Annotated in this window: 12 protein-coding genes and 1 pseudogene; 4 read left to right on the forward strand and 9 right to left on the reverse strand. The window is 33.0% G+C overall.

Going from position 1 to position 18,079, the window contains the following annotated elements; all coding sequences use genetic code 11:
* Window positions 1-126 precede the first annotated feature (126 nt).
* From STK_RS00270 to STK_RS00280, 3 genes and pseudogenes are all read right to left on the reverse strand, one after another.
* Window positions 127-1,764, reverse strand: a pseudogene (locus STK_RS00270) (xanthine dehydrogenase family protein molybdopterin-binding subunit); the annotation flags it as partial.
* Window positions 1,765-1,769: 5 nt separating this feature from the next.
* A complete protein-coding gene (locus STK_RS00275) occupies window positions 1,770-2,534 on the reverse strand; it encodes an enoyl-CoA hydratase/isomerase family protein (RefSeq protein WP_010977985.1) in 765 nt (254 codons plus the stop codon).
* 67 nt (window positions 2,535-2,601) lie between these two features.
* On the reverse strand, window positions 2,602-4,290 hold the full coding sequence (locus tag STK_RS00280; protein ID WP_010977987.1) for an AMP-binding protein: 1,689 nt from the start codon (window positions 4,288-4,290) through the stop codon (window positions 2,602-2,604).
* Window positions 4,291-4,790: 500 nt separating this feature from the next.
* Between STK_RS00280 and STK_RS00285 the strand changes: the two genes are divergently transcribed.
* The gene (locus tag STK_RS00285) at window positions 4,791-5,450 is read left to right on the forward strand and encodes a helix-turn-helix domain-containing protein (protein WP_052846139.1); all 660 of its coding nucleotides are present in this window, start codon (window positions 4,791-4,793) and stop codon (window positions 5,448-5,450) included.
* 94 nt (window positions 5,451-5,544) lie between these two features.
* Here the strand turns inward: STK_RS00285 and STK_RS00290 are convergent, their stop codons facing one another.
* Genes STK_RS00290 through STK_RS00300 form a run of 3 tightly spaced genes read right to left on the reverse strand, consistent with a single transcriptional unit; the run spans window position 5,545 to window position 9,358 of the window.
* The gene (locus STK_RS00290; protein ID WP_010977989.1) at window positions 5,545-6,981 is read right to left on the reverse strand and encodes a UbiD family decarboxylase; all 1,437 of its coding nucleotides are present in this window, start codon (window positions 6,979-6,981) and stop codon (window positions 5,545-5,547) included.
* Window positions 6,982-6,998: 17 nt separating this feature from the next.
* Entirely contained in the window at window positions 6,999-8,033 is a 1,035-nt protein-coding gene (locus tag STK_RS00295; RefSeq protein WP_010977990.1) for an NAD(P)-dependent alcohol dehydrogenase, read from the reverse strand.
* Window positions 8,030-9,358 (reverse strand): MFS transporter, encoded by a 1,329-nt coding sequence (locus tag STK_RS00300; RefSeq protein WP_010977991.1) that lies wholly within the window; start codon window positions 9,356-9,358, stop codon window positions 8,030-8,032. The genes STK_RS00295 and STK_RS00300 overlap by 4 nt, the downstream gene beginning before the upstream one ends.
* Before the next feature lie 933 nt (window positions 9,359-10,291).
* Between STK_RS00300 and STK_RS00305 the strand changes: the two genes are divergently transcribed.
* The gene (locus STK_RS00305) at window positions 10,292-11,344 is read left to right on the forward strand and encodes an ISH3-like element ISSto8 family transposase (protein ID WP_010977993.1); all 1,053 of its coding nucleotides are present in this window, start codon (window positions 10,292-10,294) and stop codon (window positions 11,342-11,344) included.
* A 95-nt stretch (window positions 11,345-11,439) separates the two neighbouring features.
* Window positions 11,440-11,664, forward strand: coding sequence for a hypothetical protein (locus STK_RS00310; protein WP_010977994.1), 225 nt, complete (start codon window positions 11,440-11,442; stop codon window positions 11,662-11,664).
* Between the two features lie 925 nt (window positions 11,665-12,589).
* Here the strand turns inward: STK_RS00310 and STK_RS00315 are convergent.
* Window positions 12,590-14,188 (reverse strand): B12-binding domain-containing radical SAM protein, encoded by a 1,599-nt coding sequence (locus STK_RS00315; RefSeq protein ID WP_010977995.1) that lies wholly within the window; start codon window positions 14,186-14,188, stop codon window positions 12,590-12,592.
* 266 nt (window positions 14,189-14,454) lie between these two features.
* Here STK_RS00315 and STK_RS00320 point away from each other — a divergent pair, with 266 nt between their 5' ends.
* On the forward strand, window positions 14,455-15,384 hold the full coding sequence (locus STK_RS00320) for an MBL fold metallo-hydrolase (protein ID WP_010977996.1): 930 nt from the start codon (window positions 14,455-14,457) through the stop codon (window positions 15,382-15,384).
* A 295-nt stretch (window positions 15,385-15,679) separates the two neighbouring features.
* Here STK_RS00320 and STK_RS00325 read toward each other — a convergent pair whose 3' ends face one another.
* A complete protein-coding gene (locus STK_RS00325; protein WP_052846141.1) occupies window positions 15,680-16,234 on the reverse strand; it encodes a hypothetical protein in 555 nt (184 codons plus the stop codon).
* Window positions 16,203-17,591 carry a selenium-binding family protein gene (locus tag STK_RS00330; RefSeq protein WP_010977998.1) on the reverse strand — a complete coding sequence of 463 codons (1,389 nt, stop codon included), beginning with the start codon at window positions 17,589-17,591 and terminating at the stop codon, window positions 16,203-16,205. The genes STK_RS00325 and STK_RS00330 overlap by 32 nt, the downstream gene beginning before the upstream one ends.
* Between the last annotated feature and the right edge of the window lie 488 nt (window positions 17,592-18,079).

Raw genomic sequence — 18,079 nt, forward strand, 5'->3', positions numbered from 1 at the left:
AAAACAATTTTTACTCTTTACACTTCTAGCTCTTCTTAGTGAGTCACATTAGAAAAAACTATTTTTATGAACATCATAATATTTTTACAAACACTTATCGAATTTGATGACTGTTTGAGAACAGTCCCTATTCTCTAATTGGTCTAATGCATTATTTAGTGCTGGTAAAACTATCGGAGTAAATCTACTGGAATAACTGCCAGAGGATATAACCCATGGTCTATTTGTATCAACACTGTATATTACATCTACATCCTCTGGGTTTACTCCTAATCTTTTGGACACTATTTCGGAGATTACAGTCTCATGACCTTGTCCCTCATTAGTCCCATTCACTATTACTTTAACTTTCGAATATGGATCTATTTGCACAATTACCATATCTTGAGCTGAAGATTTAGGTAAATAGTCCTTACTTTCTCTAGCTAAGTCTAAATATCCTATATTAGTACCGGATGGCTCTACTACTAGTGAGGTACCTATTGCAACCCTCTTTCCTCTTTTTCTTTCCTCATTAACCTCTACCTTAAGCTTATCGTACAACTCTTTCATCCTTTTTACTACATTATAACAGCTGAATCCGTAGTATTTGCCTCCAGTAACTGTCTCGTATTGTGTAGTTTTTATCACATTTTTTATCCTAACCTCCATGGGATCCATACCTATTTCTCTTGCAAATTCATCTATTGCACTCTCTAATGCTAAATACAAATGCGGTCCTCCATAACCCCTATTTAACCCAGTGGGTACTGTGTTAGTTAGGACTGCTCTATACGTTAATTTTAATGCTTGTACATCATAAGGACCAGTTAAATTTCCGTGGTTTCTAAGCAAATTTCCGGGCTCTGGAGGTCTAGGATATGCTCCTAAGTTATCTGTGAGTTCCATGTCTATAGCGTGGATTTTTCCCTCCTTATCTCCATATATTCTTATAATCGATTCTCTTTCAGCTCCAACGGAACTTGAAGTTAAGTGTTCGTTTCTAGTTTCTATCCATTTTAATGGTCTGTTTACTAGTCTTGAAGATGCTGCAATTAAAGCCATGTATGGATAAATTGCGCTCTTAATGCCAAATGATCCTCCTATGTCTCTTGGTCCTCTTATAACTAATTTAGATTTTAATGCTTTACTTAAGAGATAATGAATGGTAAATGGTCCTTGAAAATTAGAAAAAATCTCGTACTCTTCTCCGTTATATTTGGCATAAACTTCATATGTTTCCAGCGGAGATGCAGTATATCTTGGAAATTTTATCTTTTCCTCAACTATTATATTTGCTTTCTTAATTTCGTCCATATATTTTCCGTAAATAAAAGTTTTATCTAGTACTATATTTGATTTTAGATTAGGATGAATTGGTGGCTTGGAAATTGCATCAGATATACTTACAACTGCATCCAATGGTTCGTAATCTACTTGCACTAGTTCTTTTGCATCTTCTGCTATGTAATCATCTTTTGCTACTATTACTGCAACCGGTTCACCATAATACATTGTTTTATCTCTAGCTATCGGATAATATTCTAAATTTATGTCAAGTGATAGTGGAAAGGGGTCTAAAAAATTCCTTAAATCGTTATATGTTATTACTTTTACTACCCCGTTTAATTTCTCTGCATCATCTTTGTTGATTCTTATTATTTTTGCATGAGCATAAGGAGATCTAACTATAGAAACAGAAAAATAACCTTTTATTTCTTTAGTTAATACGTCATCAATATACGAACCTTCTCCCTTTACAAATCGAAACCCCTCTTTAAATATCATACTTACCTACCGTTAAAATTAGGCTTCCTCTTATTTAAGAAGGACTCTACGCCTTCTCTGAAGTCTTCACTATATCTAAGTAAGCCGAAAGTTTTCCTTTCAATATCAAATCCTGCGTAAAATGGTGAATCTGCAACCTCTCTTATTATTTTCTTTAACGCTTTGAGGGCTAAGGGTGATAGGCTAGCTAGATCTTTAGCTATTTCTAATGCTCTTCCTTCTAGTTTATCTTCATCAACAATCTCATGTACTATACCCCACTGAAGAGCAGTTTGTGCGTCTATTCTCTTTCCTAACATTAGCATATAAGTAGCTCTAGATACACCTAACATTTTTACTATCCTAGTTACTCCTCCACTTGCAGGTACCATTCCTAGTCTTATTTCTGGAAAGCTAAATTCACTTTTAGGTGTGGCTATTCTTATATCACAAGATAATGCTAATTCTAAGCCTGCACCAAATGTGTATCCGTTTATTGCAGCTATTACTGGCTTAGTTATTCTTTCACTTGTTGATAGATCTTCTCCCCAATCTAGTAAAGTCTCTGGGTTTAATGATAGGAATTCACTTATATCTCCTCCAGAACTAAATGCTTTTCCACCTACACCTTCTATAATTATTACTCTTACGCTCGGATCTTTGTCTAATTCTATTATTTTCTCTCCTATTTCTTTTCTCATCTCAACGGTTATTGCGTTCATTTTTTCTTGTCTATCTATTAATATTTTACCTATTTTATTCTCTTTATTTACCTCAACCTTAATCATATAATATCACACTAATCTTAACTGTACATAATATTATTTAAGTTTTTCCCTTAACTTAGTAATATTTTTATTGTTTTTCTAATTTCTTTATAATTTCTGGATTTTCTAATGTACTTATATCGCCAATATTACTACCACTTTCTATGGATTTCAAAACTCTCCTCATTATTTTACCACTTAATGTGTGCGGTAATTCTTTTACAAACTCTATTTCTCTGGGAACCATGTGTGAAGCTAATTTCTCTTTAACATAATTTTGGATTTGTTGTTTTAGCTCCTCTGTAGGTTCATATTCTTTTTTAAGTACTATATATGCCTTTATCTTATGCCCTCTAACAGGGTCTTCTATGCCTATAACACCAACTTCGGCTACAGCTGGATGGGTTGATATTACGCTCTCTATTTCTATTGGACTAACTCTGTAGCCAGAAACTTTAATTACATCATCTGCCCTACCCAAATACCAGAAATATCCATCTTCATCCATATACGCTAAATCACCAGTTAAATAATAACCGTTCTTAAAGTTACTCTTCCATCTCTCCTCATCTCCCCATATTCCTCTAGCCATAGCTGGAAAATCAGGTTTGAAAGCTAATATACCCCTTGTGTTAGGTGGAAGAGGATTTCCGTTTTCATCAACAATCACAGCCTCGACTCCCGGTAATGGTTTACCCATGGATCCAACTTTTATGGGCATTGAGATGAAGTTAGCTATGACATATGTCGCAGTCTCGGTCTGACCGTATCCATCATGAACCGGAACACCAAATATTTGGAGACCTATTTTAACAGTATCTGGATCTACATATTCTCCGCCTGCATGTATAAATCTAACTGATGAAAGATCATATTTCTTACTAAGCTCCAGACCTTCTTTCTTTAACAATCTTAAGGCTGTTGGTGCAGTAGAAATTACAGAAACTTTAAATTCTTCAATAATAGAATACCAAGTTTCAGCCTTAAATCTTCCCTCATATGAAACAAGAGGAATACTATTAACCCATGGTGTCCATACACCCGCAAATCCCGCCACCCACGCTGGATCTCCAGTATGCCAAAATATATCTTGTGGATGCATATCGAAATGATATTTCCCAGAAATGTAATAGAACGTTAAAATATCCTGGGCGTGCCAAATCCCTTTAGGCTTTCCAGTGGTTCCAGAAGTATAAAGTATTAAGAAAGGATCGTTAATTGATCTCTTTTCATATGAAATATTACCTAACCTATTACTTTCTCCTTCTATTCCATCATCAGTAGTTCTTAAAACCTTAATCCCACTTATATTCTTAAATTTATCTGTTAGCTCCTCATGCACTATAGCTACTTTAGCCCCACTATTTTCCACTCTATACCTTATTGCCTCTTCACCGAATGTTGAAAAGATAGGAACTATGACACCACCTATCATAGCTATTGCAATAAATGAGAAGTATAATGATGGTGTCCTTTTAGACATTATAACTACTCTATCCCCTCTTTTTACCCCATTATTTTCTAATACATCTCTAAATATAGTACCTTTTTTCTCTAAATCATTAAATGTTAACTTTCTTATACTGCCTTCTTCACTCACCCATAATAAGGCAAGTTTATCATTTTTATTATGTATTGCTAATTCTCCTGCATTTACTTCACCATAATAATTTAGCTCCTTGCGTACTCTGTCCCAACTAAAATTTCTTCTTACTTCATCGTAGTCAGTTAAATTTGGCTTTACTACTATTTTCTTATCCTTTATTATTTCTACCATAATTATATCATCTATATTTTATTACGCTTATTTATAAGCTTTACGTGTTATTTCAGATTTCACTATAGTTCTTGTAATATTCGAAAGATTAATGGAAAAGTGAATTCAATATTCTTAAAGTTTGAGATAAAACATCATATCTAATGAGAGTTGATGTTTTTGGTGATCTAGGCGGATTGTATTAGAAAATCTCAATTTTTAGATAATGAAAAGTATTTTGCTCCTTAAAATGACAAAAGATGAAATCTATTATATAATAAAAATTATTCATTACTACGTGATAAATATTATGATTGTTTAAACAATCATATTTTTGAGACTTTAATGGATAAAGTGTTTCTTTTTTCTATGATTTTAAAGTATCGTTGCCTTTAAATTACTGAATTAGGAATCTTCTTTGCTTTCCTTATCGGACGTTCTAATACTAAATTGCCAGGATATTTCCCATATCTTAACAATTCCTAAATAATTTATAAATGATAAAGTTGCAATATAAATTAATGAGAAACTTTAGCAATTACCCCATAAAGCTCGTAACTCTTCATATAATACATGAGAATTGCTGGAGTAGATATTATTTAAACGATGATTTAGTGAAGATATTGGATTTGATACCTTATATGGAGAAGAACCTTTTAAGAGTATTTGCAATAACTTCTGAAAAGGGGTATAAAACCATAGAAAAATTAAAGTTTGATGGCAAAATAAAAGAAATATTTAATGTATATAGAAATGGTAATGGAATATTCGTAGATTTGGCTAGAGATTTTGATAGTTCTGTTCTGTCTATTATAAATAAAAATAATGGAATTGTTTTAAATACTGCAAAATATGAAGGAATGGAAATATGGAATATTCTAATTTACGAGCATAAAATTAATAGAATGCTCAAGGAATTAGATGAGATAGCACAAATTGAGAAGATTAAAATAAGTGATCATATTCCGCTTACTAATACCTTATCCGATAATGAGTTAAAAATTCTTTCAATAGCTTATGAAAATGGTTATTTCGATTATCCAAGGAAAATTAAGTCTGGAGAATTAGCTAATCTTCTCGGCATAAGTCAGTCAACATTAATTTACTATTTAAGAAATGCAGAAAGAAAAATAATAGGGCAATTCTTGAGAAAGAGCCGTATGGAGCAAACTGATGAATAAGCATAGATTAAATCCTCTTTTGGCGTCAATTATCATTAAGCTTATTTTAAGAGATAGACCATAATAAATAGAAAAAGGTTTTTAGAATATTTCTTCAATTAGAGAAAATTTCACTCCACTTCTCCATTACTTTTTTACTTAGTTCTTCACTAGGTTTAACTTCTATTGGAAATTCATTTCTAATTAGCCTACTAAATGGCTTTACTGCGTAGATTATTGCCCTAGATGAGGAGTATTCCTTCAAGTTTTCTTTCCTTTCAGCCATTGGATCTAACGGAGTACTGGTAACGTTTTTAATAACGTCTATCGAAGTTGCTGGATCAGATCTAGTACACATAGCCCATACTACCTGGTTTAAGTCTGAAGGATCAATGTCATCGTCAACTACAATTACATATCTCCCGCCATAAGCACCTAAAGGACTTGTGCTAACTAAATGCCCTACCATAGTTGCGTGACCGGCAAAAGATTGCTTTATTGATATTACAATAAATGCTCTCGAAAAACCAACTTCATGAGCCCAAACTCCTTTTATATTAGGTACTCCAGCTCTTTCTAGGAAATCCCAAATCATAGCAGATCTTATGGGACATCTAAAATAAGAATAATCATATGGAGGTATACTAGGTGCAGTACCTAATAATATTGGATCTTGTCTATAATAAACCCTCTTAACATCAATTACTGGACTTTTCATTCTCCCTCCAGCATAATATCCCATAAACTCCCCAAAAGGTCCCTCATCAGTTAATTCACCAGTTATGTATCCCTCTACAGCTATTTCACTGTCAGCGGGAATAGGGAGACCAGTAACCTCACCTCTAAACACTCTGAATCTTTCTCCTATTACTGCTCCTGCAAAATTGTATTCAGAAACTCCTAAAGGTACTTCCATACCAGCAAATATTAAAAGAGACAAAGGTGGGCCAAAGGATATTGCTATTGGAGCTTTCTTACCTTTACTCAAATATTTTTCAATATGTAACCTACCGTGGTGACTGGCCTCTATAAATATTGCCAATCTATTTTTGTCAACTAGCATTACCCTATAAGTTCCTACATTAACCCAATTAGAGTCCGAGTCACTTGTTATTACTGCATCTGCTGTACCTATGTATCTCCCACCATCCATTTCATGCCATTTAGGTGCGGGAAATTTCAAGAGATTCACACTATCGTCCTTGTCAACGTTTTCTAAAAAAGGTGCATCAGAAACCTCCAATGGCTCATAGCTTCTGTATTCTTTATAAGCATAATTTAATCTTTCCCTCAACTTTAAGACTAGTTCCAGGTTATTTAAATTAGGGGAAAAACCTAAGGCTAAACTAACCCTCCTAGAGTCTAAAAGTGTTCCAGTAAGAACTCTAAATCCTTTCGGATAATCAACTATCTCGTCAAATAGTAAAGTGTATTTGTTTTTCTTTGCGTTAAGGTCAGTAATTGCTCCAATTTCTAAATTCCAGTTTGCTCCCTTAATCTCCCTCAAAAGGTTTAATCTTCTAACCTCTTCAATAAACTTTCTAATTTCCATATTCTACTCTACCATATTTAAGGTATTAATACTTGCCTTCCCGTTACTTTATTAGATTCTAAATTATTTAAAGCTTCATTAGCTTCTTCTAACGATAATTTGGTTATAACAATTCTTATCTTTCCACTTTCAGCCAATTTTATAATTTCTAGAAAATCTCTTCTATTACCAGTTAGAGTACCAATAAATTCCCAACCCATTGAGTGTAACTTTAACCCAGCTTCTTGTGGCAAACCTCCACCAAAAGTACCAACTTTAATGTATCTACCTAATTTTGCTAATATTGTATAATAGTTTTTTGTAGTACTCTCAGATCCCACAAAGTCTAATATTGCATCAACTCCTCTTCCCTCAGTTATCCTCAATATTTCTTGAAGTAAACTTTGATCTTTAGCATTCATGACATAGTCAGATCCTAATCTTGACGCTAATTTTAATCCCTCTTCATTGATGTCTACTGCTATCACAGTAGAACCATATAATGCTTTAACTATTTGAACTCCGAAACTTCCTAATCCGCCTCCCGCACCTATAACCATAACATATTTAGATGGAGTTAAATTGGCTAGTCTAGCAGCCCTATAAGCCGTAACTCCCGCACAAGCTAAAGGTGAAGCCTCCTCTACTGATAACTTATTTACTTTATATACATAGTTAAAGTTAGAAACTACATATTCAGCATAACCACCATTAGTACTTATTCCTAACCATGTAGGAAAATCACAATATTGTTCTTCTCCTATCTTACAGTAGTAGCAATTCCCCTCTCCTTGCCAAGGATTTACTATAACCTTATCTCCTTTTGTAAATCCTATAACCTCATCTCCAACATCTTCTATTATTCCTGCTATTTCATGTCCAGGAATAAAGGGTAGTTTAGGCGGATTTACAGATACTCTCTTATATATTGTACCACTTCTTACTGATACATCAGTATGACATACGCCCGCACTTCTTACTCTAATGAGAACTTGATTTTGCTTAAGCTTAGGAACATCAACATCTTCTAATTTTAACGGCTTTCCAAATTCCTTAATCAACATAGCTTTCATATAGCTCCCTTTTCAACTGATTCAATTTCCTTTAAAATATTACCCTTTGTATCATTAGTTATAATTGAGGATATTAATAGGATTACCCCTACAATCACTAGAGCATAAAACATAACTGATGGGAACTTTGATGCACCAATAGACGCTAACACAAGGCTTATAATAGTTGGAGAGGCCCCTCCTATAGCGAAACCAGTATTCCAAGTAAATGCAACACCAGTTCCCCTAATACTAGTAGGATAAGCCTCATTCAGATATGTCATCAACATACCTCCTCCGAAATCGCTTAATAACGATATTAAAAACGTCACTAGAATTACATTATTTAAAGAACTTGTAGTTAAAGATCCTAAATATAAATATAGAGGAGAAATGGCAATTATTATTACAGCTCCTATTATTGACATTAACTTCCTTCCTATATGTTGGGAAATTTCACCTCCTAATGTAGGGCCTATTATCATACCAATTGAAGCTATTATCATTGTAATTCCTATTTCAGCCTTTGTTAAACCGTTAATTTCACTTAGAAATGTTGGAAATAAACCTTGTGTTAAATAATACATTAACGCCCAACCAACAGTAAGTACTAAGGCAATGCCAAATGTTCTTCTGAACTTTGAGAAAAGCTCTCTAACTGGTGATTTTATAGTTTTCCCTCTGTCTTTAGCTTTTTGCCAAGCATCTGACTCTGGAACTAAATAGCTAACGAAACCTAATACTGCCAACGGCAGAAGCCCACCGAAAAACATTACTCTCCAGCCCCATACTAAATAGGACGAGCCAGGAAATAGTAGAGCAGTCATGTAAAACCAAGCAGAAGCTATTAAATATGCTGCACCAGCAGCAGAGAAACCTATTCCACCTACCCAGCCTCTATGTCTTTCTGGTACCGATTCTGGTCCTATAGTATGACTTCCCGCAGTCACGCCTCCAACAAAGAATCCCTCCGCTAATCTTACTAGTATTATAAGTATTGGAGCAAAAATTCCTACAACCGCATAAGTTGGTAATGCCCCTTGAAGGCTCGCAGTAATAACTAGTCCTATTATACCATAGAGTATTGCTCTCTTTCTTCCTAATTTATCTGAAATACTGTTTCCGAAATATAGAGCCCCTACTGGTCTCATAAGAAATGATGTTAAAAAGGTAGCGTAAGTAGCAGCTATTGCAAGAAACACTACCTTTGATGGGAAGAATAGTTCTGCTATATAAGGAGTTACAAGTAGGATACTAAAGAGATCATACAAATCGAACGTCCACGCTAAAAATGTAGCTAATATCCATTTAGCATGTTTACTAGTTAGTTTATCATCTGGTTTCATTTTATATTAACCTCTAAACTATAGTTTATTATTTTCACTTATAAATGTTACTTGAATATAATACATTATAAAAATAATAAATTTAATCATTAGTATTTTTCGAATCGCTGAATACATCAAATTAGTTTGAATTTAAAGTAGGTTTTAGCCAGCCATAGTGTTAATATCAAGCTATCTTTAAGATATTAAGGATATATTATCTAATATGCTTACTCTTTGTGTAAATTCTATATATCATCTTATTGCGGATCCCTAAATACATTTTACAAAAGTAATTTCAAGCAATAATTCTTTCTTATATTTTATAATTAAAGGAAAAGTTAAGGTAAGGAGACCAGTTACACTTTAGGAATCAAAAAGAGAGTTTCCAAACAATCTTTAACAATAGAGTTGATCTTTTATTTAAAATATCGAATTAATGAACATGGAAATACAGAGATAAATTCACAAATCTGAAACCGTTAATTATGATAAGGAGACGTATAATATGGAGATAGTAAAACTGTTTAACACTTATTAGGGAATTACAGTTTTATATTCGTTCATTAAAGGGAAACAGTAAGCCTTTAAATTACACGGAAACCTTAATTTAGAAGAAGATCTTGCACTTCAAAATCTCAAAATATAATTCATATAAACAACTCAATTAATATTTATTTCTTACTTTATGATAAAAGATAAGATTTAATCGATTTAAGATAGCAATTTTATGATATTGACGATATATTTTTAAAAACTATTAAATAATAAAAATTCCCTAAAGTACTACACCCTTTAAAATGAGCATAATCTAGCCGGATAAAGTCTCTTAATAACGTCAGTATGGGAATCTCTTTTTTAGCGTAAAAAACGAGATGAATAAAATTCAAAAAAGATCTAGTGAACACTAATTTTTGGAGAAAAGTTTGTATAAGCGAGGGCGGACCTTAACATATGAAGGGGAATGAAGACAAAGGGACTAAATCCTACAATAGGGACTTCGTCCGGTCCGCCCTCAAACTAATCTACACCTTTCTAACTAATATACTTTTCCCCGAAGAACTCCTCAAAACCTTACTTAAAGCTAGAGGAACTTACTTGAGTAGGCTTGGGAACGAGGGGAGGAGAGCATTAAAGCTCTTGAACAATATTGACGTTGATGATGTTAGAAAGGCATTAAGGGAGATGGGTAAGAAAGTCTTGAGGGAGACTAGGAATAGGAGAGTTGCTATTGACCTCCATTCCCAACCACAGTACCACAAGGATAAGAGTTTGTTGATTAAGCCTAATAAGGGTACTTCTTGGGGTCTCGCTCAAATTGCAATTTTCCTCTTGAATAGGAAGAGTATTTTCCTTGATGTTTTACCTATAACTGTGAAAAATATTGCTGAGGATTTTAAGATGGTTATGCAAGTTGTTTTAGAGGAGTTGGACAAGTTTGATCTTAGGCTTGTTAGGGTTTATGCTGATAGGGAGTTTGCGGTGAATGAGGTTATTAAGTTTCTCTTGGGTCTTGGCGTGGATTTTGTTATTACCGCTAGGTATCAGATGTACAAGAAGTATGAGGATAAGTTGAGGGATGTTAATATTACTTATTGTGGTGTTAGGTATACTGGTTTTCTTTGTGTTAGGCATGTTAGTGGTGCTTATCTTGTTATTTTGAGGAAGGGGGATGGGATTATAGCTTTTCTTGTTAGTGGTGAGGTTGATGTTAGGACTGCTGTTGTTTTGGCTGAGGATTATAGGGAGAGGTGGGGTGTTGAGAATGCTTTTCGTTCGCTAGAGGAGTTTAGGGTTAGGACTTGTGATGTTAGGAAGGAGTTGGTTCTTATCCTCCTCTGTTATTTTCTTTTGAATGTTTGGTTTTTGGTTCGTTCTTGGAGGAGGGTGAGGTTGTGGGAGTTCTGTCAGTCTCTCGTTGATTTTCTTGTCCTCAAGGAGATGAGGGAAGTTGTTTCACAAGGTTTACCTCAAGTTGGGGAGTTATTTTTCGTGAACTTCAGCTGACTCTATGTACCCCTTTTTAACCACGTGAAATTAATTCAATATTTCATGTTTTTCTAATAAAAATTGATTTAATTATACTCTATATCATAAAATATATGTGGTCTTATTTGAATGGTACTGGTTTTGTTCAATTTTGGCTAATGTTATCATTTATCTCAGAAAAAAGAGATTCCCATACTGTATTCATGGGAGAATTTGAAAAAACATTTCAAAGAGACATAAGTAGAATAAGTAAAACATTTCAGGTGATATATTACGATAAAATAAAACTAGCAACATCTATTGCTTATTATATAACTGTCCTTAAATTAGATAAATAAAAAGGAAAATTCTAGTGCCATTGTTGCGTTATTTATATTTCTATAGATTTTAACGTATGGAAATATCTTAATTAATATTAATACTCTTAGCACTTATAGGAAAATCGTTACATTTTTAGGTTACGTTAAACAAATGTAAGATATATTGTCTTATTAACTGAAAATTCCTTGTGATTAACGAAATAAAGTAAGGAAGTAAATTCAAAGTATTTATTAGTTAATGAGCAAATATTATAATTTTTTATGGTGAGGGAATTTCCTTAAACTACTAATACTCTATGCACTGGTTATGCTTAATGACAACATTATGTGATAAGTTCTTTACGGTTATTTCTCATAGATTTCACTAAAATACTATTTGAATAAAAGATATTAATATCGCAATAGAACTTGAAGACAAGTTCTTCCTTGGTTATAAGTTATTAAACTCTAAATATGACACGAATATTATCGAAGAAGTTATATCTTATTTGATAAAAATGTAACTTATTTATGGTATGGTATTTTTCATCTATAGGCACCATATACCATGCCTCTCACAAACCTAAGCTTGCAACCGTAGGAGCCACTGCATATTAACGTATCTAACAAACTTGAGTTTGCAGCCGTGGAAAGTTGCAACATGAATAAATTTAATCTAAGATGTGACAGTATTCGGGAGGTTCATAGCTCTTTTGCGAATTCGCTTTATTTTCTCATTTCAAGATTGAATAATTGACTGTACATTCACAATTGGAGGGACCAAGGAGTTTATACAACGGACTTAATGGAGATAATAACATAATATAATCAATTGTTTCTTCATCAATTATTCTAATTCTATGAGAATATTACAATTCGCAAAGGATTACTGAATCTCTCCAGTATTCATTTTCCCTTCGTATTTACTAAGAAAAAATATTTTAAATATCGTTAAATTGTAAAGTTACTCGTTCTTTATATTATAGTATCTATTCTTATCACCAGTTTCAAGATAAATTATATTACTTGATTGAGCTATAAGAGATTGTATCACATCTGCAGGGATATTATCTCTCTTCAGATACATTTTAAGAGTCTTTACTGCAGAAATTGGTAAATCAATTAAAGACTCCTTAACAAGATATGGTATCTTTTTCCATAGGTATTTTTCTGCTTTTCTTAATAGCGTTAGCTTCTTCTCAGGTATCTTAATCTTCGATAATCTTAGTTTACTTTTTAAATACTTGTATATGTAAAATGTATAGCTAGCATATGCTGCAATTAACTGTACAAGAGCTGGATTTACTTTAGTTTTAACTACTGGAGTAATAACATCATATCGATCCCAATTGAGCGTAAATAATAAATTATTTTTGAGAGATTCTACAAATATTCTAGTTCCGGGCAAAGGAGTATAAATCGAGAATTGAACCGCGTCTGCTCCCACATCGGCTAATTTTCTTGATAATTTTACGGTCGCCCGAATATCCTTTATTGTTTCGTATGGCGCTCCTATCATTAATCCTACCAATACTATAACTCCGTTTTCATGAAGTGTTTTTACGGCATTAATTGAATCTGATACTGCTAACCCTTTATGCATTTTCTTTAGAACTTCTTGACTCCCACTTTCAATTCCAAGAAATGCTATTCTTAATCCAGCATCTGATGCAAGTTTAATTAATTCTGGATTCCGTGCAGTAACATCAGCCCTCATCTGTGCTATGAAATTAATAGTATTTTTAGTCTCTATCATTTTTCTAAATAATGCAGCCCTCTGAGATCTATTAGGCCAAACTATAAAAATATCATCTACAAAAAATATCCAGTTATATCCTAATTCTTTTGCTTTACTTATTTCCTTAAGAATTCTGTTATTAGACTTATTTCTCCATTTGTTACCCCAAGTAGGAGTTACGGAACAAAAATCACACGCATAAGGACATCCCCTAGCAGTTTCTAGGCAAGCTACATACTGATCATCTCCAAATATCTTAACTGGATAATTCTCCTTTTTTACTAACTCCAATGCAGGTTCGGGTAGACTATCAAGATCCGAAATTAAAGGGGCAGGAGGGGTTTTGAATATCTTTCCTTCCTTTTTATATACTATTCCCCTTATTTGCGAAAAATCTCTATTACCTTCCTTTAATGCAGAAGCTAACTTCATTATAGTATCGTCTCCTTCACCTAGGACTACTATATCGAATCCCTCATTTAACATTTGATACGGAACAAATGTAGCATGATGACCTCCAGCAATAATAACGGTATCATTTAATTGAGATTTTATTTGTTGTGCTATTTTTGTAGCTATGTTATGAGCTGCAGTAGCATGTAACGTTATTCCTATCATGTCTGGATCATAAGAAATAGCAGTACTCACCACATCATCTATTGTCATATTGTCAGCTTCCATATCAATTATTTTAGCTTCCCAATTACCAACTGATAAAACATCACTAGCTAACTGAATAAGCCCAAGTGGAGTCGGTAAGAAGCCAAAATATTTGAAATATCCGCTTCCTGAAGGATTATTAGGTCTTATAAATAATGCCTTCACAATTCTCTTTTTAATCGCTGAATATAAAAACTTAATTATTTAAATGTTGAATATTTTACATTTAATATCCTGATCTTCATATTTCTAATTATTTCTAGTTTATTGTATCGCATTTATTCGAAGAAAAAGTTGATTTGTATTATAGTGCTATCAAATATAAATTTAATAAATGATCTTTTCTTTAGAAGAAGTATAAATATTAAATTAGAGAAATGATAAATATATAGATATTGAGAGTAGATAAGTTTAAATTTTGTCAGTTTTTAATGAACGTTATGATATTGACTTTAAAATTACCTATGCAAGGTCCTCTAAATCATGTTAATGCATACTTGATAAGGGATGGTAATGAATCACTACTAATTGACACTGGATTACCTACACAAGAAGCAATGTTAACACTTACCAATTATCTAAAAGAATACGGTTACCCAAATTACGTAATAATCACACACTACCACCCAGATCACATAGGCTTAGTTAGACTATTTAAAGATAGTAATATATTTATTCATGAAAAAGAAATAGAGTATCTTAATTTTATATTAAGTAATGAGTATGAAAAAGAGATGAAAAACTACCTACTCTCAAACGGATTCCCAGAGGATATTATAGATAGAATGTTTAGAAATAGGGACAGATTTTACGAAATAATCAAAGGTGTAAACTTCAACAAAGTTATTGATGGGGATACAATAAAGGTAGGAGGTAGTGAAATAAAAATCCTATGGACACCAGGGCACACAATGGGACACATATGCATCAAATATAATGAAATACTATTCTGCGGTGATCACATATTACCAAACATTACCCCCAACGTCTCCCTACTCAGAGTCAATGACAACCCACTAAAATCATACTTAGATAGCCTTGATAAGATAGAGAAAATAAATGGTAAAATATACCCAGCACACGGAGAACCAATCAACAATGTTAAAGAAAGAATTGAAGAAATCAAGGAACATCATAAGAATAGACTAGAAGAAATATTAAAAATAATTGAAATGAAGGGAAAGGTTAACGGATTTGAGATAGCAATGAATATTTCATGGTACAAAAAATGGGATGAACTCTCAAACTTTGATAAACAATTGGCCATAGGAGAAACACTAGCACATATAAAATACTTACTAGAGAAAAATGCAATAAAACAAACAAACATAGGAAATAAAATTTATTACACCAAAAACTGATACGGAAATTATACTTTCTGAGATTTTAAAGGACAAGGTCTCTTCTACACATTTCCGTGTAATTTGAAGGCTTGTTTCCTTTTAAACTATGATCAAGTATAAAATATTATAAAGTTATATTAAACTGAGCTAAGATTACTTTTATCTTGTATTTTAATTAATTGTATGAAGAGAAATAATTCTTTATAATAAAAACAAAGATAGAGCAAGTTATATTATCCTAAAGATTATTTTTAGGGTATTGAATTTAAGACCTACAGTTAAAGGAAACAAGAGCTTAACGTTGATTGTTAGCCTAGGTTAATATGATCCCTATTAGTAGAAGGATTAATATCGGTATTTCAATCATTAATTGTATATTGTATAAATATAATTTTCTTGGTATTGAGTTTTTGCAGAAATAAAACGCTATCTCTCTGGTAACAAAATTTGATAAAAAGAAGATAATGAAACCTAAATTAACTAAATAGTTTGCTACAATCATTTCTATCGGTGCCATTTCTATGATTGAATTTGCTAGTGACCATTTTATTACATTAGACAATGCCGGTTTCATACTACCACTGTAATGTAGGAAATTGCTACTACTGCATATAACTTTCATTATAATACTTGTAGATATAAGGTTTAGTAGTACTAATTTAGATATAGTATCATGAGGTATTATAACCAATAATGATACAATTATACCTAGTAAATAGTAAAAAGTTGTAATAACTAGAGGTAATAAGTACGATTCTAACCTCTTTTTGAATGAATAAAAATAGGAGGAAAAAAGTAATCCCTTATGTGGATTTATACCTTCAACGATGCCAAGGCTAAGGATAGCAATAAGAATCGGAAGAAGCATCTCCTCCACTTAGCCTAACTTGATGGGATCTAGCCTCTCCGAAATCTACGAAGAATTCTTTATCAATTTCTAATCCTCCAGACGGATTAGCATTTAACTTAACCATCCATCCCTTTAACCCCTCTGGATAGAACTGGTTATCCCATGTACTATATAGTGAGTTGGTGACGTAAACTCTTCTTCCGTCTCTGCTTATTTCAAGCATTTGAGGTGCTCCAGTTAATTTATGCCCAGCAGGATGATCTGCTCTGTGGAAGATTCCTCCTAATTTCACTTTACCAGTCAATACCGGTTTGAAGGGATTACTTATGTCGTACTGTCTTACTTCACCAATCCCCCATAAACTTAGGTAAAGGAACTTGTCGTCTAAACTTATGTCAATATCAGTTACTAGAGGAGGGACTGCTTTGAAGGGTTTTAATATTTCTGGCAAATTACCCTCTAATGGTTCTGCTGGTATTTCAATTACTTTCTCTGCATTCCATTTACCATCTTCATAGAACCACAGCCAGATGGAGCTGCTTAAGTCCTTAAGGCTCACAACCATGTTTATGAAACCCATTAGTTTTGTAGGGTCATGTAGAGGTCTCAACTCTAATGCCATTCTGTTCTCTTCCCCTAATGTTAAGCTGTGTATTCTCTTTCTCTTCCTTAAGTCCCAGAAGTGGATCCTATTCCCGTATCTATCCTTTAAATGTTCCAGCTTTAGACCGTCTTCAATTGTATTTGGGACTGCCCATTCACTGCTTACTAAAACTTCATTGGGCAAATTCCACCAAAAGTCGTAAGCTAAATACTGGTCTCCTCTATCTATTTCCCATTTGCCTAAAGGTTCGAAACTGTAATGATCTAACATTAATATTCCTCCAGGTCCTTCTCCTTCTTCATTTCCAAGTGCACTTATGTAGATAGCATCTGGTCCACAATGGACTGTGTGGAGCCTAGAATAACCACTGACTTTTTTGACTTCTTCTGGTTCTATCACCTTAATTATTTTAGGCTCTCTGGGATTAGGTTTAGTGTCAATAATGTATATTCTAGAGGATCTTAAACCTGGGACTATAAGGAACCTTCTTTCAATGTTAGGTTTACCGTTTGGGCATAGAGCTGAACTACAAGCATTCCATCCAAAGTGGTGTAATTCATCGTTGATGTATGGTAATTCCACTTTGTGGACTATCTTTGAATATGTCTCAGACTTAGGGTTAACGTCAACTACTGCTATAAAATCAGCTCTGTTAATCCCAGTACCAGTATATAAGCACGCTACGTAAGCTAAATCTTCTGGAGGAGCTTTCATAGCCATTTTAGGTGATGGGTAAAATGTTGGGTCTCTTTTGAAAGGGACTATAGCCATTAATTATATTTTGTTATATAATTTATTAAGGTTTATTGTGAGTGCAATAATATCAATTATTTTACACAATTAACTTTTATATTTCCGCTTAGTAAAGTGTAGTTTCGATTTTAAGTCAAAAAGGCATAATTTTATGACTAGAAATCGTTTTCGTATTCTGTTTATCTTCACGTATAACTTTCTATCTGATATAAAATAAAGATTTAAGAGGAAGAATTGGATAGTTGTTAGTAGGATATAGTTAACTAAATTAACTTAACAGATTACGATTTTCTTCAATAATTTATAGACTTAAAATAGTTATTTGGTATCGTTTTACCTTATCTCGTATTAATGCCTACAGGTTTACTCTCTTTAGAAATGATAGGGAAAAGTATTACGTTCTTGTTAATTTTTCATTAATTAGGTAATATAAACCCAATATCTAAACGGATCTTACTCTATACTTGTGGCAATATCAAGCTAATTATAGTAAGACTTTTTTCTTG

This window comes from Sulfurisphaera tokodaii str. 7, from assembly GCF_000011205.1.
Lineage (GTDB): Archaea > Thermoproteota > Thermoprotei_A > Sulfolobales > Sulfolobaceae > Sulfurisphaera > Sulfurisphaera tokodaii.

Coding starts and splice junctions, on each gene's coding strand:
- STK_RS00275 (WP_010977985.1), bottom strand. CDS start 2,534: ATGATTAAGGTTGAGGTAAATAAAGAGAATAAAATAGGTAAAATATTA.
- STK_RS00280 (WP_010977987.1), bottom strand. CDS start 4,290: ATGGTAGAAATAATAAAGGATAAGAAAATAGTAGTAAAGCCAAATTTA.
- STK_RS00285 (WP_052846139.1), top strand. CDS start 4,791: ATGAGAAACTTTAGCAATTACCCCATAAAGCTCGTAACTCTTCATATA.
- STK_RS00290 (WP_010977989.1), bottom strand. CDS start 6,981: ATGGAAATTAGAAAGTTTATTGAAGAGGTTAGAAGATTAAACCTTTTG.
- STK_RS00295 (WP_010977990.1), bottom strand. CDS start 8,033: ATGAAAGCTATGTTGATTAAGGAATTTGGAAAGCCGTTAAAATTAGAA.
- STK_RS00300 (WP_010977991.1), bottom strand. CDS start 9,358: ATGAAACCAGATGATAAACTAACTAGTAAACATGCTAAATGGATATTA.
- STK_RS00305 (WP_010977993.1), top strand. CDS start 10,292: ATGAAGGGGAATGAAGACAAAGGGACTAAATCCTACAATAGGGACTTC.
- STK_RS00310 (WP_010977994.1), top strand. CDS start 11,440: ATGTGGTCTTATTTGAATGGTACTGGTTTTGTTCAATTTTGGCTAATG.
- STK_RS00320 (WP_010977996.1), top strand. CDS start 14,455: ATGAACGTTATGATATTGACTTTAAAATTACCTATGCAAGGTCCTCTA.
- STK_RS00325 (WP_052846141.1), bottom strand. CDS start 16,234: ATGCTTCTTCCGATTCTTATTGCTATCCTTAGCCTTGGCATCGTTGAA.
- STK_RS00330 (WP_010977998.1), bottom strand. CDS start 17,591: ATGGCTATAGTCCCTTTCAAAAGAGACCCAACATTTTACCCATCACCT.